Source organism: uncultured Gelidibacter sp., assembly GCF_947500795.1.
Classification (GTDB): Bacteria; Bacteroidota; Bacteroidia; order Flavobacteriales; family Flavobacteriaceae; genus Gelidibacter.
In genome coordinates, this window is record NZ_CANMTE010000003.1 from 436,552 (window position 1) to 460,199 (window position 23,648).

General features: G+C 37.2%; 20 protein-coding genes and 1 tRNA gene. 15 read left to right on the forward strand and 6 right to left on the reverse strand.

From position 1 onward, the window contains the following. Positions 1–95: 95 nt before the first annotated feature. Positions 96–171, forward strand: a tRNA-Phe gene (locus tag Q0947_RS09785). A gap of 313 nt (positions 172–484) precedes the next feature. Further along, complete coding sequence (locus Q0947_RS09790) at positions 485–979, forward strand: YqiA/YcfP family alpha/beta fold hydrolase (protein WP_299396488.1); 495 nt, start codon at positions 485–487, stop codon at positions 977–979. Here the strand turns inward: Q0947_RS09790 and Q0947_RS09795 are convergent. The 3 genes from Q0947_RS09795 to Q0947_RS09805 all read right to left on the reverse strand — a co-directional run bounded on the left by Q0947_RS09795 (position 976) and on the right by Q0947_RS09805 (position 2,281). Next, entirely contained in the window at positions 976–1,158 is a 183-nt protein-coding gene (locus tag Q0947_RS09795) for a hypothetical protein (RefSeq protein ID WP_299396491.1), read from the reverse strand. The genes Q0947_RS09790 and Q0947_RS09795 overlap by 4 nt on opposite strands. A 168-nt stretch (positions 1,159–1,326) precedes the next feature. Further along, entirely contained in the window at positions 1,327–1,605 is a 279-nt protein-coding gene (locus Q0947_RS09800; RefSeq protein ID WP_299396493.1) for a hypothetical protein, read from the reverse strand. 250 nt (positions 1,606–1,855) lie between these two features. Continuing rightward, positions 1,856–2,281: a DUF4468 domain-containing protein gene (locus Q0947_RS09805; protein WP_299396496.1), complete on the reverse strand. Its 426-nt coding sequence runs from the start codon at positions 2,279–2,281 to the stop codon at positions 1,856–1,858. A gap of 253 nt (positions 2,282–2,534) precedes the next feature. Between Q0947_RS09805 and Q0947_RS09810 the strand changes: the two genes are divergently transcribed. Further along, positions 2,535–3,539 carry a bile acid:sodium symporter family protein gene (locus Q0947_RS09810; RefSeq protein ID WP_299396499.1) on the forward strand — a complete coding sequence of 335 codons (1,005 nt, stop codon included), beginning with the start codon at positions 2,535–2,537 and terminating at the stop codon, positions 3,537–3,539. Between the two features lie 170 nt (positions 3,540–3,709). Here the strand turns inward: Q0947_RS09810 and Q0947_RS09815 are convergent, their stop codons facing one another. Next, positions 3,710–4,351 carry a fasciclin domain-containing protein gene (locus Q0947_RS09815; protein ID WP_299396502.1) on the reverse strand — a complete coding sequence of 214 codons (642 nt, stop codon included), beginning with the start codon at positions 4,349–4,351 and terminating at the stop codon, positions 3,710–3,712. Positions 4,352–4,558: 207 nt separating this feature from the next. Here Q0947_RS09815 and Q0947_RS09820 point away from each other — a divergent pair, with 207 nt between their 5' ends. From Q0947_RS09820 to Q0947_RS09865, 10 genes are all read left to right on the forward strand, one after another. Next, on the forward strand, positions 4,559–9,643 hold the full coding sequence (locus tag Q0947_RS09820) for a translocation/assembly module TamB (RefSeq protein ID WP_299396504.1): 5,085 nt from the start codon (positions 4,559–4,561) through the stop codon (positions 9,641–9,643). Between the two features lie 38 nt (positions 9,644–9,681). Beyond that, entirely contained in the window at positions 9,682–11,961 is a 2,280-nt protein-coding gene (locus tag Q0947_RS09825; RefSeq protein ID WP_299396507.1) for a BamA/TamA family outer membrane protein, read from the forward strand. A gap of 88 nt (positions 11,962–12,049) precedes the next feature. Further along, positions 12,050–12,529: a nucleoside deaminase gene (locus Q0947_RS09830; protein ID WP_299396510.1), complete on the forward strand. Its 480-nt coding sequence runs from the start codon at positions 12,050–12,052 to the stop codon at positions 12,527–12,529. A 248-nt stretch (positions 12,530–12,777) separates the two neighbouring features. Then, positions 12,778–13,113 carry an arsenosugar biosynthesis-associated peroxidase-like protein gene (locus Q0947_RS09835; RefSeq protein ID WP_199598711.1) on the forward strand — a complete coding sequence of 112 codons (336 nt, stop codon included), beginning with the start codon at positions 12,778–12,780 and terminating at the stop codon, positions 13,111–13,113. A 339-nt stretch (positions 13,114–13,452) separates the two neighbouring features. Further along, entirely contained in the window at positions 13,453–14,505 is a 1,053-nt protein-coding gene (arsS, locus tag Q0947_RS09840) for an arsenosugar biosynthesis radical SAM (seleno)protein ArsS (RefSeq protein WP_299396515.1), read from the forward strand. A 180-nt stretch (positions 14,506–14,685) separates the two neighbouring features. Then, positions 14,686–15,360 (forward strand): TIGR04282 family arsenosugar biosynthesis glycosyltransferase, encoded by a 675-nt coding sequence (locus Q0947_RS09845; RefSeq protein WP_299396518.1) that lies wholly within the window; start codon positions 14,686–14,688, stop codon positions 15,358–15,360. Continuing rightward, positions 15,357–16,169, forward strand: a complete 813-nt coding sequence (locus Q0947_RS09850; RefSeq protein WP_299396521.1) for a purine-nucleoside phosphorylase — start codon at positions 15,357–15,359, stop codon at positions 16,167–16,169. The genes Q0947_RS09845 and Q0947_RS09850 overlap by 4 nt, the downstream gene beginning before the upstream one ends. Positions 16,170–16,217: 48 nt before the next feature. After that, a complete protein-coding gene (locus tag Q0947_RS09855) occupies positions 16,218–17,105 on the forward strand; it encodes a sterol desaturase family protein (RefSeq protein ID WP_299396524.1) in 888 nt (295 codons plus the stop codon). A 37-nt stretch (positions 17,106–17,142) separates the two neighbouring features. Next, positions 17,143–17,913 (forward strand): DUF547 domain-containing protein, encoded by a 771-nt coding sequence (locus tag Q0947_RS09860; protein WP_299396526.1) that lies wholly within the window; start codon positions 17,143–17,145, stop codon positions 17,911–17,913. A gap of 85 nt (positions 17,914–17,998) precedes the next feature. After that, positions 17,999–18,733: a TIGR04283 family arsenosugar biosynthesis glycosyltransferase gene (locus Q0947_RS09865; protein ID WP_299396529.1), complete on the forward strand. Its 735-nt coding sequence runs from the start codon at positions 17,999–18,001 to the stop codon at positions 18,731–18,733. 6 nt (positions 18,734–18,739) lie between these two features. Here Q0947_RS09865 and Q0947_RS09870 read toward each other — a convergent pair whose 3' ends face one another. After that, positions 18,740–19,495: a metallophosphoesterase gene (locus Q0947_RS09870; RefSeq protein WP_299396530.1), complete on the reverse strand. Its 756-nt coding sequence runs from the start codon at positions 19,493–19,495 to the stop codon at positions 18,740–18,742. Continuing rightward, positions 19,492–20,514, reverse strand: coding sequence for a glycoside hydrolase TIM-barrel-like domain-containing protein (locus Q0947_RS09875; RefSeq protein WP_299396531.1), 1,023 nt, complete (start codon positions 20,512–20,514; stop codon positions 19,492–19,494). Before Q0947_RS09875 ends, Q0947_RS09870 begins: the two co-directional genes overlap by 4 nt. A 91-nt stretch (positions 20,515–20,605) precedes the next feature. On the opposite strand from Q0947_RS09875, the gene Q0947_RS09880 reads away from it, so the two are divergent. Both Q0947_RS09880 and Q0947_RS09885 read left to right on the forward strand, forming a co-directional pair. Next, on the forward strand, positions 20,606–21,904 hold the full coding sequence (locus tag Q0947_RS09880; RefSeq protein WP_299396534.1) for an FAD-dependent oxidoreductase: 1,299 nt from the start codon (positions 20,606–20,608) through the stop codon (positions 21,902–21,904). Between the two features lie 24 nt (positions 21,905–21,928). Continuing rightward, on the forward strand, positions 21,929–23,527 hold the full coding sequence (locus Q0947_RS09885) for a 4Fe-4S dicluster domain-containing protein (protein WP_299396537.1): 1,599 nt from the start codon (positions 21,929–21,931) through the stop codon (positions 23,525–23,527). The last annotated feature ends 121 nt before the right edge of the window (positions 23,528–23,648 follow it).

Consider the following 23,648-nt stretch of genomic DNA (forward strand, 5'->3'; position numbering starts at 1 on the left):
TTAAAGCTGTAAATTTACAAAAGCAATTTTTATATCTTTTATTTTTGCGAATAATAAAAATGCTACTATATTTGCAACCGCTTAACAAAGCAATTGGTGCCTTAGCTCAGTTGGTAGAGCAAAGGACTGAAAATCCTTGTGTCCCTGGTTCGATTCCTGGAGGCACCACCATCAAAGACCCGAACATATGTTCGGGTTTTTTGGTTTTCGGCAGTTTTATAACTGTATTTAATTCGAGAAAAGAAAGCTTCTCTTCTACTGCCTGTCTACAATTCAACATCAAGTTCATCGCTTCGGAGTAGATTCTTTCAAGATTCCTACTCTTTGAAAAATCAGAACGTAAACTATCTTTTCTTTCACAATCTTTATCACTTCCTAATCTCGAAAAATGAATTGTTTAATCTCATAAGACTATTATGTATCTTTATTTTTTGTAGAATTATTATTACTTAACTGCACTATAAAAACCATCAAAACACATCTCATGAACATTCTATACATCCACGGCTTAAACGGCAGCCTGACCCAAGAGAAACGAGACATTCTAGAGCGTTATGGCAAAGTACAAGCGCCTAGTATTGATTACGAACATAATCCTGATAGCATTATGTGGCTTTATGAGAAATTCAAACATTCTGAAATTGATATCATTATGGGCAGTAGCATGGGCGGATTTGCGAGCTATCATCTCGCTAAGTTACTTCAACTACCTGCATTAGTTTTTAACCCTGCATTGGCCAATAGAAGCGTCCATCAGAATATACCATCTACTCCTGAAAGCACAACTCAATTATTGCATATTGTACTGGGCTCAATGGACACGGTTGTGGATCCTAAAGGCACGCTCGCTTTTTTGGCAAATTCATTAACACAGCCACAAGATTACACTATTAGCATAAGGCATGACTTAGAACACCGAATACCTGTGACGGTTTTTGAAAAAGAAGTGGTTAAATTTATGGAAGCTTTGGGTTCTTAATACTGCCACCAGGCCTTGATAAACTCGTTAGGTTGCAAAGGCTTCTGGATAACATGAAATCCCTTTTTATCTTCCCATTCTGCTTTAGCTTCACGTATGAAACCTTGCATGGTAAGCACTTGAACAATATAGATGCCATTATCAGTGGGACGGGATTTTTCTAAATTGTGATATGCCATGATACAGTTATTTTATACCCTAAAATTACACGAAACCGTACAACCCTATTAACTGTAACAAAATTAACTTGAGCTTAAAACAAAAGCTGACCATTATAAAATGATCAGCTTTCTTTAGTTTAAATTTGGGATGGGCTGACTTGGATTTCAAAGGCCTATAAAATCGACTTATTTAAATATTTTATCATACCAACGACCAACATCGTCCCGAATCAGGTAATGATATTCGTAAATAGTCATTGCCAATTTAAAATCAGCTCGTTTAGACTTGTATTTATTGAGAGTGAAATAACCATAAAAGTTACCTTCTTTATCTACTACAATGGGAGGCGTATTACTATATGCATTCCAAGGAGAATAGGAATTATATTTACTTCCATAGGTTCCATAAGCATTCCAAATAGATTTTGAATTATAGCTGCTCCATAAGCACCATAAGTATTCCAAATAGAATTCTTATCGTAATTGCTACAATTCAAACACCCTAAATAGTCATCTTGATCACTACCACCATACAAGTGCAAAGTCTGACCATTCACAATAAACCCAACGGCCAAAAAAGCACAACAAAGTAAGTTTCTCATCTATTTTTTTATTATTTGTTACGCTTTTCGTACTAATTTTACTCACTACTAAGACCAAAACAGCATTATTAAAAATCTTCAATTTTTAATTGATCCACAATATAAATCTCGGACTACCACTCGTCATTTTTCGAAATACTTTTCATGTATATTTCAAAATCCTTTACTAACACTTCGGCTTCAGTTTTAAAATTTTCTGGAGTAAATCCATAATCTGCACCTAAATTCTTTGCTACAGTAAATTTACCGGTCGGTTCTACTTCGATTTTAGAAGCATTATCTTTTACCCTTAAAGTAATCATAGCAAAATAAGACGCCGTACCTGAAGCGTATTGAGAGGATGGCTGTCCTTGGTACATCATATACTTGCCTTTAATAATACCAGCTTCTTTATCAACGAATTGGATTACGCTTTCCACGTTTCCAAATGTCTCTACCATCCACTCATTCGCTTTAATGTAATTTGAATCCTTATCTGAGGATAACTCAATTGTTTTTGTAAAAGGCTCACCATCATAAGACATTGTCTTTACAGACATACAGGAGTAATTTAAAAATACAAATAAACAAAGTACTGGTGTAAATAATTTCATCATTTTAAATTTAAAGGTTTAAGCCCCAAACTTAACTGTATAAAAAAGTAAATCTATGCGGAAAACCGCATAGCCTTATTTTTTATCCAACTTTATCAAAATACCGACTTCCTCCATTTCCAAAAACCACTTAAACCTCAGCAATTCCTTATTTATATGCCCTCACTCAGTATATTTGCAATAAATCACAGACTTAAAAATGCTCAAAAAATTACGAATTGACACCTTCGTCATCGCTATCATCATAAGTATCTTAATTGCTTATTTCTTTCCGCAACTTGGTGCTTCAGACAGCCCAGTGCCTATGAATTTGATCAGCAGTTTAGGCATCTCATTTATCTTCTTTTTCTATGGATTGAGTTTAAGCACTGAAGCCATTAAAAACGGACTTAAAAATTGGAAACTGCACGTCTCGGTCCAAGGGTCTACATTTGTGTTATTCCCATTACTCGTATTGCCTTTTTTTCCATTAGTAAAAGGCACATCGCATGAGTTACTCTGGTTAGCGTTCCTATTTATGGCTGCCCTACCTTCAACTGTGTCATCATCCGTAGTGATGGTTTCTATGGCAAAAGGCAATTTGCCTGCAGCAATTTTTAATGCAAGCATTTCCGGAATTATAGGCATTATTCTAACCCCTTTATGGATGCTTCCTTTTATAAAACAGACTGAAGTCCCTTTCGAATTTTCCTCTATTTATTTCCAATTAATTACCGAGATCGTCATCCCGTTGGCATTGGGACTAGTCTTAAGACGATTTTTAGGCGTATGGGCCCAGAAACACAAACGCACATTAAACAAGTTTGACAAAGCGATCATACTACTCATCATCTACAAGAGTTTTGTGCAGTCTTTTGAGGACAAGATTTTTAGTAGTGTGAGTTATTTGGAAATGTTAAGTATGGTAATTTTAGTGATCGGGTTATTTTTATTGGTGTATTTCCTAACAGGCTGGATTGGTAAAGTATTAAAGTTCAATCATGCCGATCAGATTACCAATCAATTTTGTGGCACTAAAAAGTCGTTGGTTCATGGTACTGTTTTCTCCGAAGCTTTATTTGGACAGACCAATATTGTGGGCATTATGTTATTACCACTGATGTTTTATCACGCACTTCAAATTTTGATTATTAGTGTGATTGCCACAAAAAAAGGTAGTGAACAGACAATCGCAGCAACTGAAGCAGACAGTATACAAGTATAATTGTGAAAAGATCTAAGAGACTAAGCTATATGTTCTCACATTTATCAGATTAAAATTTTACTCAAAGGATATTCATTGTCAAGGAATAAAAACACCGCAAAGCCATTCTTAAGCATAAAAAAAGACCCAACATCACGTTGGGTCTTTCATTCTATAAAGTAATCTATTTATTATTTTTTAGACATCAATACGGTGTCGATAATATAAATTCTACCATTGGATGCTTCTACATTACCCAAGATAACTTGTGCTTTTTTACCTGTCGCATCCTTAATCACAAATTGATCTCCATTCATAGAAGCAGTCAATTCATCACCTTTTACAGTTTTAAATTTATAAGACCCTTTCGCTCCTTTAATTGCTTCCGCAAATTTATCAGATGTAATGGCGCCTTTAACAACATGGTACGTTAACACATCAGTTAACATTTGTTTGTTCTCAGGTTTCATCAAATCGTCACGTTGTTTCTGTGTCAACTTCTCAAAAGCCTGATTAGAAGGCGCAAAAACCGTGTATTCTCCTGGTTCAGAAAGCATGGTCGCTAAATCGGCAGATTGTAACGCGCTAACCAGAGTAGTTAAATCTTCATTTTTCATCGCTTGGCCAGCAATACTGTTAGCCCTTGCTTCCTCCTTCATTCTAGCTTCTTCAGCTTCTCTCTCAACTCTTGCTTTTTCAGCAGTTTCCATTTCTACACGCTCCGTTTCCATTCTCATTTGTTCCTCTTTCTTTTTACCATCTTCACAAGATGATACAAAAACAAATGCTGTCATTGCAGCAGCAAATAATATACTAGTGTTCTTAAATTTCATAATTTAAATATTTTAGTGGTTTATGTAAAGATATACGTATAAAACTAGCTATCAGAATATTATTAGCAGAACTTTAACATAAAAACCATAAAATCCTATGAAGTTGTTAATTATTTTGCAATTTTCAGATTTGAGTCAGTAATAAAGCTGTTTAAAGACAGTACACTTGATGTAATATTATAAATTTGTAATCCTCATAATAACTGATTGGAAGAGAAGAAAAAAGATATCAATCCGCCTAAACCTAAAAGATTTAAGGCTTTAAGAATAATCGGCAGGATTATTCTGGGCCTTGTCATATTCTTCCTACTCTTAATTCTTTTCATCAGAAGTCCGTGGGGACAAGGCATTATTGTTGACAAAGCCGCTTCTTACGTCTCCAATAAAACCAACACGAAAGTTGAAATCGAGCGTTTATTTTTAACCTTTCAGGGCAATCTTCAAGTGGAAGGTTTGTTTTTGGAAGACACCAAAGGCGATACCTTAGTATATTCAAAATCATTGGAAGCCAATATGCCGCTGTGGGCCATAATTAAAGGCGAAGGTTTTGGCGTTGAATCTTTGAGTTGGGAAGGTGTCCGCGCAAATATTAGAAGAACGGATTCTATTGAAGGTTATAATTTTCAATTCTTGATTGATGCGTTCGCTACTGCAGATACAAATACTGCTACGGCAGATACCACAGCTCTAAATATTGTTTTGGACAAACTAAATTTTAAGGATTTCGATGTTGTTTTTGATGATGCCGTAGTAGGCATTGACAGTCGTTTTAATATCGGAACACTCCAGGCCAACATGAAAACGGTCAACTTGGAGCGTATGATTTTTGAAGCTTCAACTCTGGAGATAACTGATGCCCGAATTAAATACATTCAAAAACCTGTACCGATTGATCCTAACGCTGAAGACGTACCACTTCCCTCCTTAACGGTTGAAAAGTTGACCCTTACCAACGTTTACGCCGATTACCAATCGTATGGCGATCGTATTGCTGCAGAAGCTGACATTAAAAATCTTTATGCAGAAATTCAGCAGGCTGATTTGGCCAATAATAGGTTTGAAGTACGCACTTTTAACCTTAAAAATTCGTCCATAGTATTGCGGACCCAAACCGAAACCAATGTGGTTACTCAAAAAGTGGTGGAAGTTACTCAAGATATCAAACAAGACATTCAAGCCTTTGAATGGCCAGAACTACGATTAGCCATAGGCTCTATCGATTTTGAAAATAATAATTTCAGTTATTTTGTCGCCGCCGCAGAAGCTAAAAAAGGTACTTTCAATCCGAATGCTATTGTACTGAACGATCTTAATTTACAAGCGGACAACATTCATCTTAAGGATAAAAAAGCCACCCTGCACATTGAAAATTCAACATTCAAAGAGATTTCAGGCTTTGACTTGAAAGAATTGCAACTTCAATTTGATGCTGATGACACCACATTAAAAGTTTCCAATTTAAAAACTGCTTTAAATAATAACACGTTACGGGCTGATTTACGTTTGGATTATCCTAAACTTTCGGCGCTTATTGAAACTCCAGAAAAATCTAAAATTGACGTACGTATTCCTGCGTATCAAGTGTCCTTAAATGATGTGTTCTTGATTCAGCCAGAATTAAAGAAAAATCAATATCTCAACACCCTGAGTAAACATCTACTCTCCGGAAATGTTAATGCAAACGGCTACTTATCTGATATTAACGTAGCCAATATGAATGCCCATTGGGCTAACACGCATATTTCGGCCAACGGCAGAATTCAAAATGCAACCGATCCTAATACCATTCAATTCAACATTCCTAATTTTTCAGCCGTATCGAAACGTTCTGACATCATTCAATTCGTGGACGAAAAAGAGTTGGGTGTTACGCTTCCTAACGACGTCAAGTTAGCGGGAAATTTGAAGGGAAATCTCAATGATATTTACACAAAGGCCATATTAACCACCTCTCAAGGAGTCGCATCTGTTGACGGTCATTTTAAAAATGGTAAAACTATCGAATTTGATGCTGATCTTTCTGTAGAAAATTACAAACTGAATGAATTACTTCAAAACGAGCAATTAGGAACTTTAAGTCTGACCCTAAAAACCAACGGAAAGGGCAAAACCATCAATGATTTGGATGCTGATATTGATGCCACAATCTCAAGTTTTAAATACAATTCTTACGACATTAAAGATTTAAAAATAGTCGGCGACATTAAAAATGGTCGCGGAAAAGTAACTTCTAAATATAAAGACTACAACCTCGACATGGATCTCTACGCCACAGTGGTATTAGATTCTGTTTCTCCTGAAGCCAATGTGGAGCTAAATATTATTGGTGCCGATCTACAAGCGCTCGGACTCATGAATCGCGAAGTCAAAACGGGCATGAAAATTTATGCCGACTTTAAAGGTGATGCCACCAACTATGATATTGCGGCAATTGTAGATGAAGGCGTCGTAGTTTATGACAACAAAACCTATTTGATTGGAGATTTGAATGCTCTCGCACATGTAAGGAAAGACACCACCTCGGTTTCCATAAAGAACAAACTGGTAGATGTGCTGTTACAATCCAATACTGATCCGCAAACGTTTAGCAAATCCTTAAAGCGCCATGTGTTTAGTTATTTTTATAGCGATGAAAAACTTCCTGACAGCATTACCAATCCGGTCAACTTAAAATTGCGAGGCAAAATCATTCAAGCACCAATTTTAAATGATGTTTTCTTGGTGAATGTGAGAGATCTCGACACTATTAAAATGGCGGTCGATTTCCATGAAAAAGAACGGCAACTAAAAGCAAACATTACTGCGCCACATATTAATTATAGTGGTTATGAATTGGATAGTTTAGCATTTTCAATGGATACCGATAAGGACAAATTTATTTTTGATCTTGGATTCACTGAAATTAAAGCAGGACCATTCCATATTCACAAAACTAAACTTGAAGGCAACCAGTCCAATAATGAACTGTCTTTGTCCTTTACAGCAAACCACAAAGATGAAATCCTAACACGGATTACCAGTAAAATTACGGGCGATAGAGAACAATTACGTTTTCATGTGACGCCTGAAGATTTGATTTTAAACAAAACGGCGTGGACCACTCCAGAAAACAACGAGATTTTAATTAGAGATCAGAAATTAGAATTTAACGACTTTATTTTCAGTCGCGAAAATCAATCTTTTGAAATTACCGATAAACTCTCATCCATCGCCAAGGAACATATTGCTGCAGATTTTAAGAATTTCAAATTAAGTGAATTCTTAAACTACCTCAACCCAGATGAGGAATTGGCGACGGGCAACCTCAACGGTTCATTTGTTTTGGAAGAACCTTTTGGAAAGACAGGAATTATTGCTGACCTGAACATTGACCAATTGAGTTTTATGCAAGTGGATATGGGAACATTAAGTCTTGATGGAACATCATTAGGGTTTAATAGCTATGATTTTAATGTGGATATAGCTGGTGGTGAGATTGACCTGGATTTAAAAGGCGATTATGTAGCTATTCCTGGCGATGCCAAACTTGATATGGCTTTGGATATTACCAGATTTAACATGACTGCATTAACCGGATTCACTCAAGGAACGATTACTGAAACGGATGGCAGCTTCTCTGGCAATTTTAAATTAAATGGGACTTTAAGCGCTCCTAAATATGAAGGCCATTTAAATTTTGATAACGCCGATTTTAAGATAAAAATGTTCAATTCAGCTTTCACTCTTGTTAATGAGACCCTCAATGTTTCGAATGAAGGATTGTCTATGGACAATTTTACAATTCGTGATGAGCATCAAAACTCTATGGTTATTTCAGGCAAAGTTGGTACAGAATCATTCCTCAATCCTACTTTTGATTTACAAATAACTGCTGATAATTTCCAAGTGCTGAACGCCACTAAAGAAGATAATGATTTCCTTTATGGAACAGTTGTTTTTGATGCTGACGCTAAAATTACTGGCGATTTACAAATTCCTAAAATCACCATGAATGCAACTGTGGGCTCTAATACAGATGTGACCTATGTGATGCCATCAGCAACGGTAAATATCGAAGAACGTGATGGCGTGGTTATTTTTGTAAATCGCGAAAATCCTGATGCTATCCTCACAAGAACTGAAGAAACCACAGCAACTATTACAGGGTTCGACATTGCAGCGTTGCTTAAAATCGGGAAAGAGGCCGCAGTGACCATAATAATTGACCAAGAAACTGGTGATAATTTTAAGGTCTCAGGCGAAGGCGATTTAAATTTCAATATGATACCCAATGGAAACATGACCCTTGCTGGGGTTTATGAAGTACAAAGCGGACATTATGAGTTAAATCTTTACAGTCTTGTAAATCGAAAATTTGATATTGTTTCCGGTAGCCGAGTAACATGGTCGGGCGATCCTTTTGATGCTAAATTAGATATAAAAGCACTTTATGAGGTCAAAACCTCAGCATCGTCCTTGATGGCGCCAACAAGTTCCAACTTAGATGAATCAGCTAAGGGTAAGTACCGCCAAGTGCTTCCTTTTTATGTCTACCTTAATATTGACGGACAGTTGATGCAACCTAAAATCAATTTCAATTTGGACATGCCTAAAGATGAACAAGGCGCTATTAGCGGACAAGTTTATGGCCGCGTCCAGCAATTAAATCAACAGGAAGACGAATTGAACAGACAGGTGTTCTCTTTATTGGTCTTGAACAGATTTTACCCTGATCCTGGCAGCGATGGAAGTGCGGGTGGTGTAGCAAGTATCGCAAGAGACAACTTAAATGATGCCGTATCTGACCAACTTAATTTGTTTTCTGATAAATTATTGGGCAACTCTGGCTTCGATCTTAATTTTGGCTTGGACAGTTATACGGATTACCAAGGCAGTTCTCCACAAGAGCGCACACAATTGGATATTGCAGCACAGAAGAAACTATTTAATGACCGATTGATTGTAAGTGTAGGTAGCGAAGTTGATGTTCAGGGCAGCAGTTCTACTGGCGAGGCAACACCTATTATTGGCAATGTCAGTATTGAATATATTCTAACCGAAAATGGACGCTATAGATTGAAAGGATTCCGCAGGAATGAATTTGAGAACGTCATTGATGGTCAAACTATTGTTAGTGGTATTGCACTGATTTTTACACAGGAATTTAATAAGTTTAACGAACTTTGGGATGCTTTGGTGAAATCTAAAACCAAACAGGAAAAAGCAGCCGCGGAAGAAAAGAAAGCCGCTGAAGAAGCACTAAAAGCAGAAGAAGAAAAAGTTGACGAAAGTATCGAAGAGAAAAAGCAGTAATTAATGAATTTCATCAGCAATCAAAAACAAAATAACCCTTGAAATTACATCTCAAATACATCCTTTTTACAGCTTTCATTTTTGGGAGTTTCTACTCCTGCAGTATCGCCAAATACATCCCTGAAGATGAACGTCTGTATACTGGAGCAAAATTGACCATTCTTTCTGATTCCATCATAAAAAATGAATCTGGTTTGAAAGCAGAACTTGAAACGGTTATTCGTCCTGAGCCTAATTCAAAATTCCTGGGCATGTATCCTGGACTGAATTATTACTATAAAAATCAGAAGGAAAACCCCGGATTCATCAATCGTTGGTTATATAAAAAGTTTGGTGAGAAACCGGTGTATCAATCGGATGTGAAAGCCTTTGAAGTTGAAGATCTTTTACTGAACCGATTAGAAAACAGAGGTTTTTTCTACAGCAAAGCCTCATCAAAATTTGAAGAGACGGAACAAAAAGCATCTGTTGCGTATACGGTAAATGTACCCACTCCTTACCGAATGGCAACGTATCAATTGGATTCATTACCGCGTCCAATCTATGGCGAAATTGAATCTCTTATGGCAACCACGCCATTTAAAAAAGGAATGCGCTTTGACTTGAGCAGCATGAAACTTGAACGCTTGCGCATCGATGCTAATCTTAAGAGCAAAGGCTATTATAATTTTGATGATAGTTTTTTAATCTTTGAAGCGGACACCAACAGATACGATAATAAAAGCTTCGATTTATTCCTTAAATTAAAAAAGGCGGTTCCAAGAAAAGCAATCGTTCCTTATAGAATTTCTAAGGTTAATATTTATCCTAATTACGAGACTTCAGATTCCATTCAAACCTCAAACATCCGTTATAACGAGAAAAACTTCATTCAAAAAGAAGTCTTTTTCAAACCGAAATATTTGGATCCTTTTATCAAATTAGAAGAAGGCGAATTCTATAATCCGGAAACCTCGAGAAATACCGCGCGACGTTTATCGACCATTGGCGCCTATAAATATGTCAACATTCAATACAAGGAACTCGACACCTTAGCGACAGACAGTTTAGGTTTATTGGAAGCCAACATTTATTTGTCGCCGTTGAACAAGAGAGCCTTCAGGGCAGAATTACAAGTGGTCACGAAATCCAACAATTTTACAGGTCCCGCATTGGCGTTAACCTATAGCAACCGTAACCTATTTGGCGGTGGAGAGATTTATAACACCACACTGAAATTCGGTTATGAAGCGCAATTAGGTGGCGGCAAAAGCTCCGGAAAAAGCAGTTTAGAATTAGGCTTAAAGAATGAATTGATTTTCCCACGTGTACTTTTCCCTATTAAAATCAATGATGATTTCTTCGAATATTCGATTCCTAAGACTAAAACGTCAATTAGTCTCGATTATCTAAAGAGAACCCAACTATACACCTTGCTTTCTGGCACGGCACTTTTTGGCTATGCTTGGGATGCCAATAAATATGTGACCCATCAAATCAATCCAATTTCCATTAGCTATACTGACCTTAGCAATACGACGGCCGAGTTTGAGCAAATTCTAACTGACAACCCATTTTTACGACGCAGTTTTGAGCAACAGTTTATTTCAGGCCTTACCTATTCATTCACCTATAATGAAATGGTCAACACCCAACGTGCTCATCAAAAGTATCTCAATTTCAAACTTGATGTTGCAGGAAATTCGATTAGCCTATTCGGTAAAGAGGAAAACCCTGATTCTCCTAAAACAATCTTTGGTTTAGAATATGCGCAATATGCAAAAGCAGATCTCGATTTCCATTATCATTTTAATTTCGGGAAAGAACAAACGATAGCGGCACGCGTGTTTGCAGGTTACGGATTGGCGTATGGCAACTCAGAGGTAATCCCTTTTGTAAAACAATATTATGCTGGCGGCCCTTACAGCGTTCGATCCTTTAGAATCCGTTCTTTAGGCCCTGGAACTTATAATTCCGACTTAGAACCCAATACTACTGGTGGATTTTTTGATAAAACAGGAAATATCAGATTGGAAGCCAACTTAGAATATCGATTTCCAATTGTATCCTTTTTTAAAGGCGCCGTTTTTGCTGATGCAGGAAATATTTGGAACTCCAAAGAAAACCCTGCGTTCAACGGAAAAGATAAATTCACCAGCAATTTTATTAACGAATTGGGAATGGGTGCTGGTGTCGGATTGCGTGTGGATATCCAAAGTTTTGTTATCCGATTTGATTTAGCGGCACCTTTTCATGATCCGTCACTACAAAAAGGAAAGCGTTTTAATTTTGATGTGAGCAATCCTATTTTAAACTTTGCAATTGGGTATCCGTTTTAATACCTGACAGATTTAGAAGTAGCGAGCTTGCTATCCTTTGAAAAATTTGATATGTTTCGAGCATATTGTTTAACCTAAAATCGATAAAATGAGCACAGATAATAAAAATAAATTCATGTTGGAAGCTGTTAATGCAGCATTAAAAGGCATGGATAATAATGAAGGCGGTCCATTTGGTTGCGTTGTTGTAAAAGATGGCAAAATTGTAGGTCGCGGGAATAATAAAGTAACTTCGAATAACGATCCAACAGCGCACGCTGAAGTCATGGCCATTAGAGACGCTTGTAACAACCTCAACACTTTTCAATTGGATGGTTGTGAAATTTACACCTCTTGCGAACCGTGTCCGATGTGTTTTGGCGCCATTTATTGGGCAAGACCAGACAAGGTATATTATGGCTGTAGCCAAAAAGATGCAGCAGATATCGATTTTGATGACGAATTTATTTACAAGGAGATTGAATTGCCATACGCAAACCGAAGTATTCCTTTTGAACAATTTGCACGTGATATTGCCTTGGAACCTTTTCAGAAATGGAGAGAAAAAGACGATAAAACGGTGTATTAATCACCCGGTTCTCGATACTATTCCAATAAAAAAATCGGAATCACTCGAACTGACAGGCTAATTACATTTGAAAGAACTGATATTTAAACGCAAGTAATTTCAAGCCTAGTAAGACTCTCAATTAGTTAACCGTTGATGCTCACTCACCATTTTATTTATCTTAAGATTTCTGTTATGTTTACAACAGATTCTCGACTTAAAATTGAAACTTATTTTTAAAATACTAACAACCCTCAACACTAAAATCGATGCAAAAAACCTATTATGACCCAGCAGATTTAAAGAAATTTGGAAAAATAACAGAATGGAACGAAGAACTTGGCAACAAATTCTTCGATTACTATGCTAAGGTGTTTGAGGAAGGTAAACTTTCCGCTCGTGAAAAATCTCTAATTGCTTTAGCTGTGGCGCATACTGAGCAATGTCCTTATTGTATTGATGCCTACACGCAAGACGGTTTGCAACGTGGGATTACCAAAGAGGAAATGATGGAGGCGTTACATGTTGGTGCTGCCATAAAAGGTGGTGCAACTTTGGTACACGGTGTCCAGATGATGAATAAAGTGAATAAATTAGAAATGTGAGCAGAGAACCACTCCCGATTTTTCATCGGGAGTGTGTGAATCGCTCATCCCGATGCATATCGGGATCCATTTAATATAATAGAACCAAAAGAATTTAGAAGGTTCACCAATTTTGAACGTTGTGTGAATCGCTCATACCAATGAATATCGGAATCTGTTATAATAAATTAGAATCAAAAGATTTAGGCGGTACATAACTTTTTAAAGTTGTGAATCGCCCCCCGATGCAAATCGGGACCCATTCTAAGTCAAACAAAAGAGCAACCAACATAACGTTGGCAGCATCAAAATAAAGTTCAAAGCCAAACACGCATTAGACTTTAAATTTTAAACCCATAGATGATCAAATCCTTACATAAGCGCGAAAGCGAATTAGCAGATAGCAACAGACAACTCGAAATTTTATCAAATGGTATTTTCCAAAACGGTGCATTGCCAACATTTAAAAACAAGATCGCTGAAACTGGGCAATTCCCTTTAAAAGCTAAAAAACTCGAAATTCTACAAATCAACCTTGGTTATATGTGTAATCAAGTTTGCGAACATTGTCATGTAGATGCTGGTCCCGATCGTAAGGAAATTATGACCAGAGACACGATGTTACAATGTTTGGAAATCATCAAAAACACGGGAGCCCACACGCTCGATTTGACAGGAGGCGCGCCCGAAATGAATCCTGATTTTAGATGGTTTGTGGATGAAGCCTCAAAAGCAGGGATAAAAGATTTTATTGTGCGTTCTAACCTGACCATCATCAGAGCCAATAAAAAATATTACGATTTACCTGATTTTTTCAAAGCACATAACGTTCATGTGATTTCGTCAATGCCACATTGGACCAAAGGCAAAACCGATAAACAACGCGGCGATGGTGTTTTTGATAAATCGATTCGTGCTTTACAAGATTTGAATGCGATTGGTTACGGCATGCCAGATAGCGACTTGAGATTGGATTTAGTTTACAATCCGTCAGGCGCTTTTTTACCCGGAGATCAAGCCAGTATGGAGAAAGATTTCAAAAAAGCGCTAAAACAAGATTTCGACATTCATTTCCATAATCTTTTTGCGATTACCAATTTGCCAATTGCACGCTTTTTAGATTATTTGATTGCTTCTGAAAACTATGAAGATTACATGTATGCTTTGGTTGAAGCTTATAATCCGAATGCTGTTAAAAATGTGATGTGCACCAATACCCTTTCCATTTCTTGGGATGGCTATTTATATGATTGCGATTTTAACCAGATGCTAAATCTTCCCGTAAACAGCAAAGTGAAACATATTTCTGACTACAATGAAGAACTTTTGGACGGCAGAACCATCATGATTTCACAACATTGTTACGGATGTACCGCAGGCGCAGGAAGCAGCTGTCAAGGCAGTGTAACTTAGAAGTTTTTTTTAATCTGAAACGTGTACATACCTATTCAATTATTTAAAGTGAATAACTTTATAAAACACCACAATACACTGTCAGTTTTAAATAAAATTTAACCTTGACAAAGCCGCAAAAATCTGCCCTAAAGCCTAACTTTGGTTTTTACATTTTATAGTTGATTTTAAACATTATGTATGGGCATACTTTCCAAAAAGGACACTGCTAACGCTAATGAAATGGCGTCCGATTTTCATTTTCCATCCTCAAAAAAGGCGCTTATCATTTTTACTCGGAATCCTGAGTTGGGGAAATGCAAAACCCGTTTGGCTGCCACTATTGGTGACGAAAATGCATTGCAAGTCTATAAATTTCTTTTAAATCATACGGCAACCGTTGCAGGAAACGTCAAAGCTGATCGCTATGTCTTCTATTCTGAAAACATACAACAGGACGATCTGTGGAACGCCTCAGTCTTCAGAAAAAAACTACAATACGGCACTGATTTAGGTGCGCGCATGCATAACGCCTTTTCAGAACTATTAGCAATGGGCTACGAAAAAGTGGTCATTATCGGCAGCGATCTTTTAGATTTAAACGCTGATCTTATTAATGAAGCCTACACGCAATTGGACTCCAATGATGCGGTGATCGGTCCCGCACTAGACGGCGGCTATTACCTATTGGGTATGAAAACGCTGATTTCTGACGTCTTTAAAAATAAAGTTTGGGGAACAGATACCGTTCTCAACAATACGCTACACGATCTTCAAAATCACAAAATTCATTTATTGAAAGAGTTGAATGATATTGATACCTTTGAAGACATGCAGCATTATGAACAACTCAAAAAATATCACAACATATCATGATCAAATTTATAACAGAAACCACCGACTATCTAAAAAATAAAGGCTTTGACAGCCCAGAAATAGGCATCATTCTCGGCACTGGATTGGGACAATTAATCAATGAAGTAGAAATACTCCATGAAGTTAGCTATAACCACATTCCTAATTTCCCAACTGCCACTGTAGAATTCCATAGAGGAAAATTAATTTACGGAATTTTAGAAGGCAAAAAAGTGATTGTTATGCAAGGCCGTTTTCATATTTATGAAGGCTATTCGCTGCAAGATGTGACCTATCCGGTTCGGATTATGGAAAAATTAGGCATCCATACCTTATTGGTTTCTAATGCGTCAGGCGCCATCAATCTCGATTATAAAAAAGGCGAATTGATGTTAATTGAGGACCATATCAATCTTCAAGGCAGTTCTCCGCTAGCTTTTAAAGGTGTTGAACTTTTAGGTGAGCGTTTTGCAGATATGAGCGCTCCATACGATCCAGAAATCAATGCTAAATTTGAAGCCATTGCCGCAGCGCATAACATGACGCTTCATAAAGGTGTGTATGCATCAGTGGTGGGGCCGCAATTGGAAACACGAGCAGAATACCGCATGCTTAAGATTTTAGGTGCTGATGCAGTGGGCATGAGTACTGTTCCGGAAATTATTGTAGCCAATCATTTAAAATTAAAAGCCGCAGCAGTGTCAGTTTTGACAGATGAATGCGACCCAAGTAACCTGAAGCCTGTAGACATCTCTGAGATTATTGCTATGGCGGAAAAGGCAGAACCAAATATGATTATTCTGTTTAAAGAATTGATTAAAAGCTTATAATTTTTTGAAACCTCACTAATTGAAGTAGTCAATGAGGTTTTTGTTGCTATGGAAAAATACATCGACATTATTACCAGATCCTACACCGGATATTGGAATTACCTTAAATACGAGTTAATAAACATCAACCATTGGGATAATTATTTCTACGGATTAATTGTCATTTCATTGGTGGTTTGGGGCCTAGAGATTGTTTTCCCATGGCGGAAAGAGCAGTCAATATTCAGAAAAGATTTCTGGTTGGATACGTTTTATATGTTCTTCAATTTCTTTCTGCTTAATTTGATTGTATTAATTGCCCTTTCAAATACCACCGCCGAGTTTTTCAATGATATTCTTGGGTTTTTTGGGTGGCATGTAGATAGTTTACAAATTTTTGATGTGGATGAGTTACCACGTTGGTTAGGATTATTATTATTTTTCTTAATTACCGATTTTGTTCAATGGAACACCCATCGCCTTTTACACCGTGTACCATTTTTATGGAATTTCCATAAGGTCCACCATTCCATAAAAGAAATGGGATTTGCTGGTCATTTGCGTTACCATTGGATGGAACCGATAGTTTACAAGTCCATACAATACATCCCCATTGCGATTATTGGTGGGTTTGATGCGCAGGACGTTGCAATCGTGTACTTTTTTGCCATTACCATCGGCCATTTAAACCATGCCAATGTGGGATGGAACTATGGCCCGTTAAAATACATTTTGAACAATCCGAAGATGCATATTTGGCACCATGCTAAAGAATTGCCAAGCCATCTAAAATATGGCATGAACTACGGATTGACATTAAGTATTTGGGATTATATCTTTAAAACAGATTACATACCGCATGATGGACGGGATATCGAACTTGGGTTTGAAGATGATGAAAAATTCCCAAAAACCTTTCTGAAACAAACCATTTATCCAATTAAAACCGAAAAGTGATTTGTTCATAATTACTATCACATCATAAAACCATAACATGAGATTATTAATCAAATTCAACATTCTGGCACTACTGGTTTTCGCTACTATTAGCGGTAATTTATGCGCTGCAGCGAATGTTGAAAGTACATTAATCTCGACACCAATTTCACAAGAAAAGGTAGACCATAGTGATTGGGATGTTTTGCTAAAAAAGTATGTGAATAATGAAGGCTGTGTTAATTATAAAGGTTTTAAAAAAGAGCAAGCTAAACTTAAGGCGTATCTAATAAAGCTTTCAAAAGCGGTGCCTAATACCGACTGGAGCAATCAAGAACTATTGGCGTACTATATTAATTTATACAACGCAGCGACGGTTGATTTAATTCTGGATAATTACCCAACAAAAAGCATCAAAGATATCAGTCGTCCATGGGCAAAAGGAATTGTGAAAATTGGTACTAAAGTCGTTTCACTAAACACCATTGAACATGGAATTTTGCGAAAAATGAACGAACCGAGAATTCATTTTGCAATTAATTGTGCGTCTTATTCGTGCCCTAAACTCATGCGTGAAGCGTTTACAGCTGATAAAATAAATGCGCAGTTGGATAAGGCAACACGTGAATTTATCAATGGAAATCAAAATGATATCTCAGAAAATAATCCTAAATTGTCGAAGATATTTGATTTTTACACCTCCGATTTTAAGGTCAATGGCAAAACTGATCTAATTGGGTATATCAATAGATACAGCACGGTTAAGATCAATCCGAAGGCGACATACAGCTTTAAAGAATATGATTGGGACTTGAATGAGCAACATTAATTCATGACAATTATTCTGAAGCTGATATACCATTAAACCTTCATAGAAGCTAAAATAGAGACAAAAAATTGATGGTTTTCTACTTATGGACTACAAGATTTCCGTCATTATCCCCATTCTAAATGAAGCAGAAACCATCTCAGAACTGCTTCAGCACTTGGTACATCATACCTCCGTCAACCATGTTTCTGAAATTATTATTGTTGATGGGGGAAGCACGGATGGGTCTCAAGATATTATCCAACAGTTCCTTTCAGATCAAGATCTAAATAACGATGCTTCATCAATAATCCATTGTCGTTTAGTTACTTCAGAAAAAGGCCGTGCCAAACAAATGAACACAGGTGCGAAACTTGCCACCGGAAATATCCTTTACTTTTTACACGCCGATTCTTTTCCTCCAAAACATTTTGACCACTACATCGTGGAGGAAGTGAAAAATGGACATCAAGCAGGCTGTTTCAGAATGCAGTTTGACAGTGATCATTGGTGGTTACGATTGGCGAGTTGGTTAACGCAATTCTCTTGGCGTGCCTGTAGAGGTGGTGACCAGAGTCAATTTATTACACGGCACTTATTTGATGAGATTGGCGGTTATGATGAGCGTTATATCATTTACGAAGACAATATGCTGATCAATGAATTGTTTGCAAGAAACCAATTTGTAGTCATCAATAAAAAGCTTAAAACTTCCGCGAGACGCTATCGTAAACATGGCATTTGGAAATTACAGTATCATTTCTGGATTATTTATATAAAAAAATGGTTTGGAGCTGATGCGGATGAATTGTTGGCGTATTATAAAAAAAACATCTGTTAATTTAGACTATTTCCCTAAGATGTCATTTAAAGATTGCGGATTTCTCCCAGCTTCATGAGGGTACAATTCCATAAGCGCCGTACTCTGAAATATTTCTTTCGAATGAATATCCAATGCCGATAACTTACCATAAAATGCGGCGCCAGTATCCACATTCCAGACATTAATCGCGTTCATCGGTTCGTGCGAATTAAAATTTAAGGTTGGGGTATGGCCTATGTAAATTTCGTGGTAATGTTTAAGTCGCTTTGGATAAAACGCCGAGTCTTCCTCTATCCGTTCATCAACAGTTATAGCCATTTCCCAAAGCGTTCTATCATAATAAAATGTGCTTTTAGAGTTTTCTTGGGTGACGCCGTGTAAAGATGTAAATCCTGCGTGAACGAATAAACGGTTCTTTTCATCCAAATGATAGTGTTTCATATCCTCAAAAAATTCGAGATGAATTCGTTTTTCTTCACTTGAAAATCCGGAATAACTTTCAATAGTCCCTTCGCCCCCATGTTCCAACCATACTTTTTGTGCCTTTTTATTCCGAAGCCATGTTTCACACCAAGCATCGTGATTGCCTTTTATAAAAATACAATCGTTGGTATTTGACAATTCAATCAAATATTGGATTGTTTGTGCTGATTCGCTCCAACCATCCACATAATCGCCCATAAAAATCAATCGATCTCCATCTGTAATCTTAGCGCTTTCCAAAAGTTCTTCTAAGCCTTTGAGTCCGCCGTGAATATCGCCTATCGCCAAAGTTCTCATTGTTCATAATTTTTATATGTCGCACTAATTATCGCTTCCACAGGTTTATTTTGAGGCGTAAATTGCGTGTCTTTTTCGCCACCTACATTTTCATAATCATGGAACCATTTCCAAATAAAACCGCCTGCAAACCACTCTTCACCCCAATTTTCATCAAATAAAGCTTGCATGGCATTTGCTTGTGCTTCCATGTTAACTGACGTCATATCTCTATCAGCTTTCCACGGGGCTTTCGCAGCATAGTCAACACTTCTATAACCATATTCCGTAAACAAAATTGGCTTTTGATACCGTTTATAAAAAGCTTTTAATTGTTTTTTATGAGGCGCCCAACCTGCGCGACACTCTTCAAGTGTGGGCGTTTGCTTATCGCTCAATGGAAAATAGGCATCGACACCTATATAATCTAAATCTGCCCAAAATGGGGTTCGATCATATTCATTCCAATTAGCTGCGTAAGTCAATTTCCCTTTATATACCTTCTTAATATCCACAATCAATTGCCTCCAATAATCAGGCCTTTCATCAATAAAACTTTCCAATTCTGTCCCAATACAAAAAATGTCGACCTTAGTTTCTTCCGCTACTTTCGCATATGTCAAAATAAAATCAGAATAAGAAGTTTCTAAAGTCTTCCAATCGTCCTCATGCTCCATTTTTATAAATCCAGTAAACTCTCCTCTGTGAACCCAAATTTGAGGTTTCATCATGATCTTTATATGCTTACTTTGTAAGGTTTGTATGTACTGCTTGACGCCTTTTTCAGTTTCCCCGAACCATTGCCGCTCGTTATTAAAGTTAATTTCAGGATGTGACAACTCGCGGATAAACCCAAATGGCATCACGGCTGCGTAATTAGCGTTAAGCTTCACTAAGGGCACAACATGTTTATCATCAACTGCTTCTCGTGCCGCTACAAAACTCACCCCGTTGATTTTTTGAGGTTTTTCTACCGTAGCGCTGCATGAACAAATGAGCCATCCCATCATAAAACATAAAAAACCTACAATCGCTTTCATTCTTTTTATTTATCCTTAAATTTAAACAAACTGAAATTAAAAATTTAAGTTTCCATAAAAACCTACGACAAAACATTTCTAAACCTTTAAAATGGAACATATCGTCATTATTGGTAATGGTATTTCAGGTGTAACGGCAGCCCGACACATCCGAAAACTATCCGATAAAAAAATCAGCATTATTTCTGCAGAAACCGAACATTTTTTTTCGCGCACGGCACTGATGTACATTTATATGGGGCACATGAAATATGAGCACACAAAACCTTATGAAGACTCGTTTTGGAAAAAAAATCGGATTGAACTTAAATTTGCATATGTTACTGCAATAGATACGACTACGAAGACCCTACAATTAGACAACAACGAAGCCTTAAACTACGACAAATTGATTATTTCCACCGGGAGTAAATCCAATAAATTTGGTTGGAAAGGTCAAGATTTAAAAGGCGTAATCGGATTGTATAGCAAGCAGGATTTGGACCAATTAGAGGCTATAGCTCCCAACAAAGAAGTTTGTAAACGTGCTGTTGTAGTTGGCGGCGGATTGATAGGCATTGAATTAGCTGAAATGTTACATACGCGACATATTCCTGTGACATTTTTGGTCCGGGAGGATAATTTTTGGGATGGCATCTTGCCTATTGGGGAAGCACAAATGATCAATCGGCATATTATAAGCCATGGCATTGATTTACGCTTAAAATCAAATTTAAAAGAAATTACTGCTGATGAAAATGGACATGCAGATGGTATAGTCATTGAGGAAACAGGCGAAAAAATCTCCTGTAATTTGGTCGGATTGACCGCAGGTGTATCTCCAAATATTGACATGATTAAAAGATCAGCTGTTGAAACAGACAGAGGTATTTTGGTCAATAGATATTTAGAAACCAATATTGAAGATGTTTATGCTATTGGCGATTGTGCACAACAGCGCGAACCAATTGGAAATCGTAAACCCATTGAGGCCGTTTGGTATACGGGCAGAATGATGGGCGAAACTGTGGCGCAAACCATTTGCGGAAATCGGATGCCCTATAATCCTGGACATTGGTTTAATTCCGCCAAGTTTTTTGATATTGAATACCAAACCTATGGATGGGTTTTCCCTACACCAAAAGAAGGTCATGCCCATTTTCATTGGAAACATGATGATGATTTAAAATGTATTACTATTGAATATTATCTCGAATCAAATCTGTTTTTAGGAATAAACATCTTCGGGATTCGGATGCGACACGAGGTTTTTGATAGGTGGCTTACGGAAAAGCGAACAACTGATTATGTCATAAAACATTTAAAAGAAGCCAACTTTGAACCTGAATTCTATAAAACCTTTGAAATGGAGATTTTAAGGGCCTATTCTGAACAATTTAAAATGGTGTAACTATCCCATCGATACAAAACAATTATGAGCACTAAAATAAATGCAAGCATGTCTCTTGCCAAACCCGATTCGCAGGCAATTTCTAAAACTCAGAAAATAGCCGTTGCCTTAGGTGTGGTTGGGTTGTTTATTATGGCATTGGCACTTTTTAATGTGGAATTCCCTAATAAAACGTTGTTTCTGTCCTTATCATTGGGATTGATAACTATAGGAACCATCGTATTTTCTAATGATGCCTATTTGAACAAACAAGCAGGCATCAAAAATGACGGCGTTTGGTTTAAATCCATTACCTCAATGGGCCTTTGGGGATGGGTATTGGGCATTGTACTTACCCTATTTTATATTGTGCTCTATTTTAAAGCGGAATGGTTCGGACTTGCCGCTGACGGTGGAGCGAACGGCGGATTGGTAGCCTTATTTGATCCTTTAAGCAGACTTTTAAACGGCGGACCAGCAAGTCAATGGTTTGTTTACGGCACATTGTATACTGTGGCCATTTTAATATTTGGCTATAAGTTTATGTTGAAATACCGCCACAACCGATATGAACAGTTGCGAACTATTTCCGTGATGTTCTTTCAATTGGCATTTGCTTTTCTGATTCCTGAGTTTATGGCGCGATTAAATTCAGAAACTTTTAGTCTTCCATATTACGATTTAAAAAATATCTGGCCGCTCAACTATTACAATTTCGACAAATACCGTGTGGACTCCATGATTGAAGCAGGCGATATTGGCTTGGCATTCTTGATTTTCGGAATTGTTTCCATTTTTGTGATATCGCCAATTTTGACTTATAAATACGGAAAGCGATGGTATTGTTCTTGGGTTTGTGGCTGCGGTGGACTTGCAGAAACTGCGGGAGATCCTTTCAGACATTTAAGCGATAAAACCCAATTTGCATGGAAAGTAGAACGCTGGGTGGTGCATAGTGTGGTCGTGTTCGTAACCTTAATGACTACAGCGGTTATCTATTCCTATTTAGGTCATGACTCAAGCAAATATTGGTTAACAAAAGACATTTTTCTTCTTGGCGTAGCGGGACTATTAACCCTAGTATTTGCCTTGGTGATGATTTTTAAACGCAAAGAATTAGCAAAAGATGCCAAATATGGTGCCATTGGGTATTTTGTAATTATCATGGTCTTGATAGGCATGCATTATTTTAGCGGTACTAAAGACGTCTTTTTAGTTAATACTAATTTTCTTAAATCCTCCTACGGATTCTTAATCGGTGCGATATTTTCCGGGGTGATTGGCGTAGGCTTCTACCCTATTTTTGGTAACCGCGTGTGGTGCCGTTTTGGTTGTCCAATGGCAGCAGTATTAGGGTTCCAACAACGATTATTCTCAAGGTTCAGAATTACTACCAATGGCGGTCAATGTATTTCATGTGGTAACTGTTCTACCTATTGTGAAATGGGCATTGATGTTCGCGCTTATGCTCAAAAAGGCGAAAATATTGTGCGTAGCAGTTGTGTTGGTTGTGGCATTTGTTCTGCTGTTTGTCCAAGAGGTGTGTTGAAATTGGAAAACGATTCCATGAAAGGACGCATTAACAGTAACGATATTTTATTGGGGAATGACGTCGATTTAATGGATTTGGTAAACCAGAAATAACACTTAAAATGGTCGTTCTTATATTTTCTAAGAATGAAATTCAGCATTTTTAATTTCCATCTAAAGCATAGTCACAATAAGAAAAACTAAGTATTGTGCACTGAAACGCATTTAAGAAAAC

Coding starts and splice junctions, on each gene's coding strand:
- Q0947_RS09790 (WP_299396488.1), top strand. CDS start 485: ATGAACATTCTATACATCCACGGCTTAAACGGCAGCCTGACCCAAGAG.
- Q0947_RS09795 (WP_299396491.1), bottom strand. CDS start 1,158: ATGGCATATCACAATTTAGAAAAATCCCGTCCCACTGATAATGGCATC.
- Q0947_RS09805 (WP_299396496.1), bottom strand. CDS start 2,281: ATGTCTGTAAAGACAATGTCTTATGATGGTGAGCCTTTTACAAAAACA.
- Q0947_RS09810 (WP_299396499.1), top strand. CDS start 2,535: ATGCTCAAAAAATTACGAATTGACACCTTCGTCATCGCTATCATCATA.
- Q0947_RS09815 (WP_299396502.1), bottom strand. CDS start 4,351: ATGAAATTTAAGAACACTAGTATATTATTTGCTGCTGCAATGACAGCA.
- Q0947_RS09830 (WP_299396510.1), top strand. CDS start 12,050: ATGAGCACAGATAATAAAAATAAATTCATGTTGGAAGCTGTTAATGCA.
- Q0947_RS09835 (WP_199598711.1), top strand. CDS start 12,778: ATGCAAAAAACCTATTATGACCCAGCAGATTTAAAGAAATTTGGAAAA.
- arsS (WP_299396515.1), top strand. CDS start 13,453: ATGATCAAATCCTTACATAAGCGCGAAAGCGAATTAGCAGATAGCAAC.
- Q0947_RS09845 (WP_299396518.1), top strand. CDS start 14,686: ATGGGCATACTTTCCAAAAAGGACACTGCTAACGCTAATGAAATGGCG.
- Q0947_RS09850 (WP_299396521.1), top strand. CDS start 15,357: ATGATCAAATTTATAACAGAAACCACCGACTATCTAAAAAATAAAGGC.
- Q0947_RS09855 (WP_299396524.1), top strand. CDS start 16,218: ATGGAAAAATACATCGACATTATTACCAGATCCTACACCGGATATTGG.
- Q0947_RS09860 (WP_299396526.1), top strand. CDS start 17,143: ATGAGATTATTAATCAAATTCAACATTCTGGCACTACTGGTTTTCGCT.
- Q0947_RS09865 (WP_299396529.1), top strand. CDS start 17,999: ATGGACTACAAGATTTCCGTCATTATCCCCATTCTAAATGAAGCAGAA.
- Q0947_RS09870 (WP_299396530.1), bottom strand. CDS start 19,495: ATGAGAACTTTGGCGATAGGCGATATTCACGGCGGACTCAAAGGCTTA.
- Q0947_RS09875 (WP_299396531.1), bottom strand. CDS start 20,514: ATGAAAGCGATTGTAGGTTTTTTATGTTTTATGATGGGATGGCTCATT.
- Q0947_RS09880 (WP_299396534.1), top strand. CDS start 20,606: ATGGAACATATCGTCATTATTGGTAATGGTATTTCAGGTGTAACGGCA.
- Q0947_RS09885 (WP_299396537.1), top strand. CDS start 21,929: ATGAGCACTAAAATAAATGCAAGCATGTCTCTTGCCAAACCCGATTCG.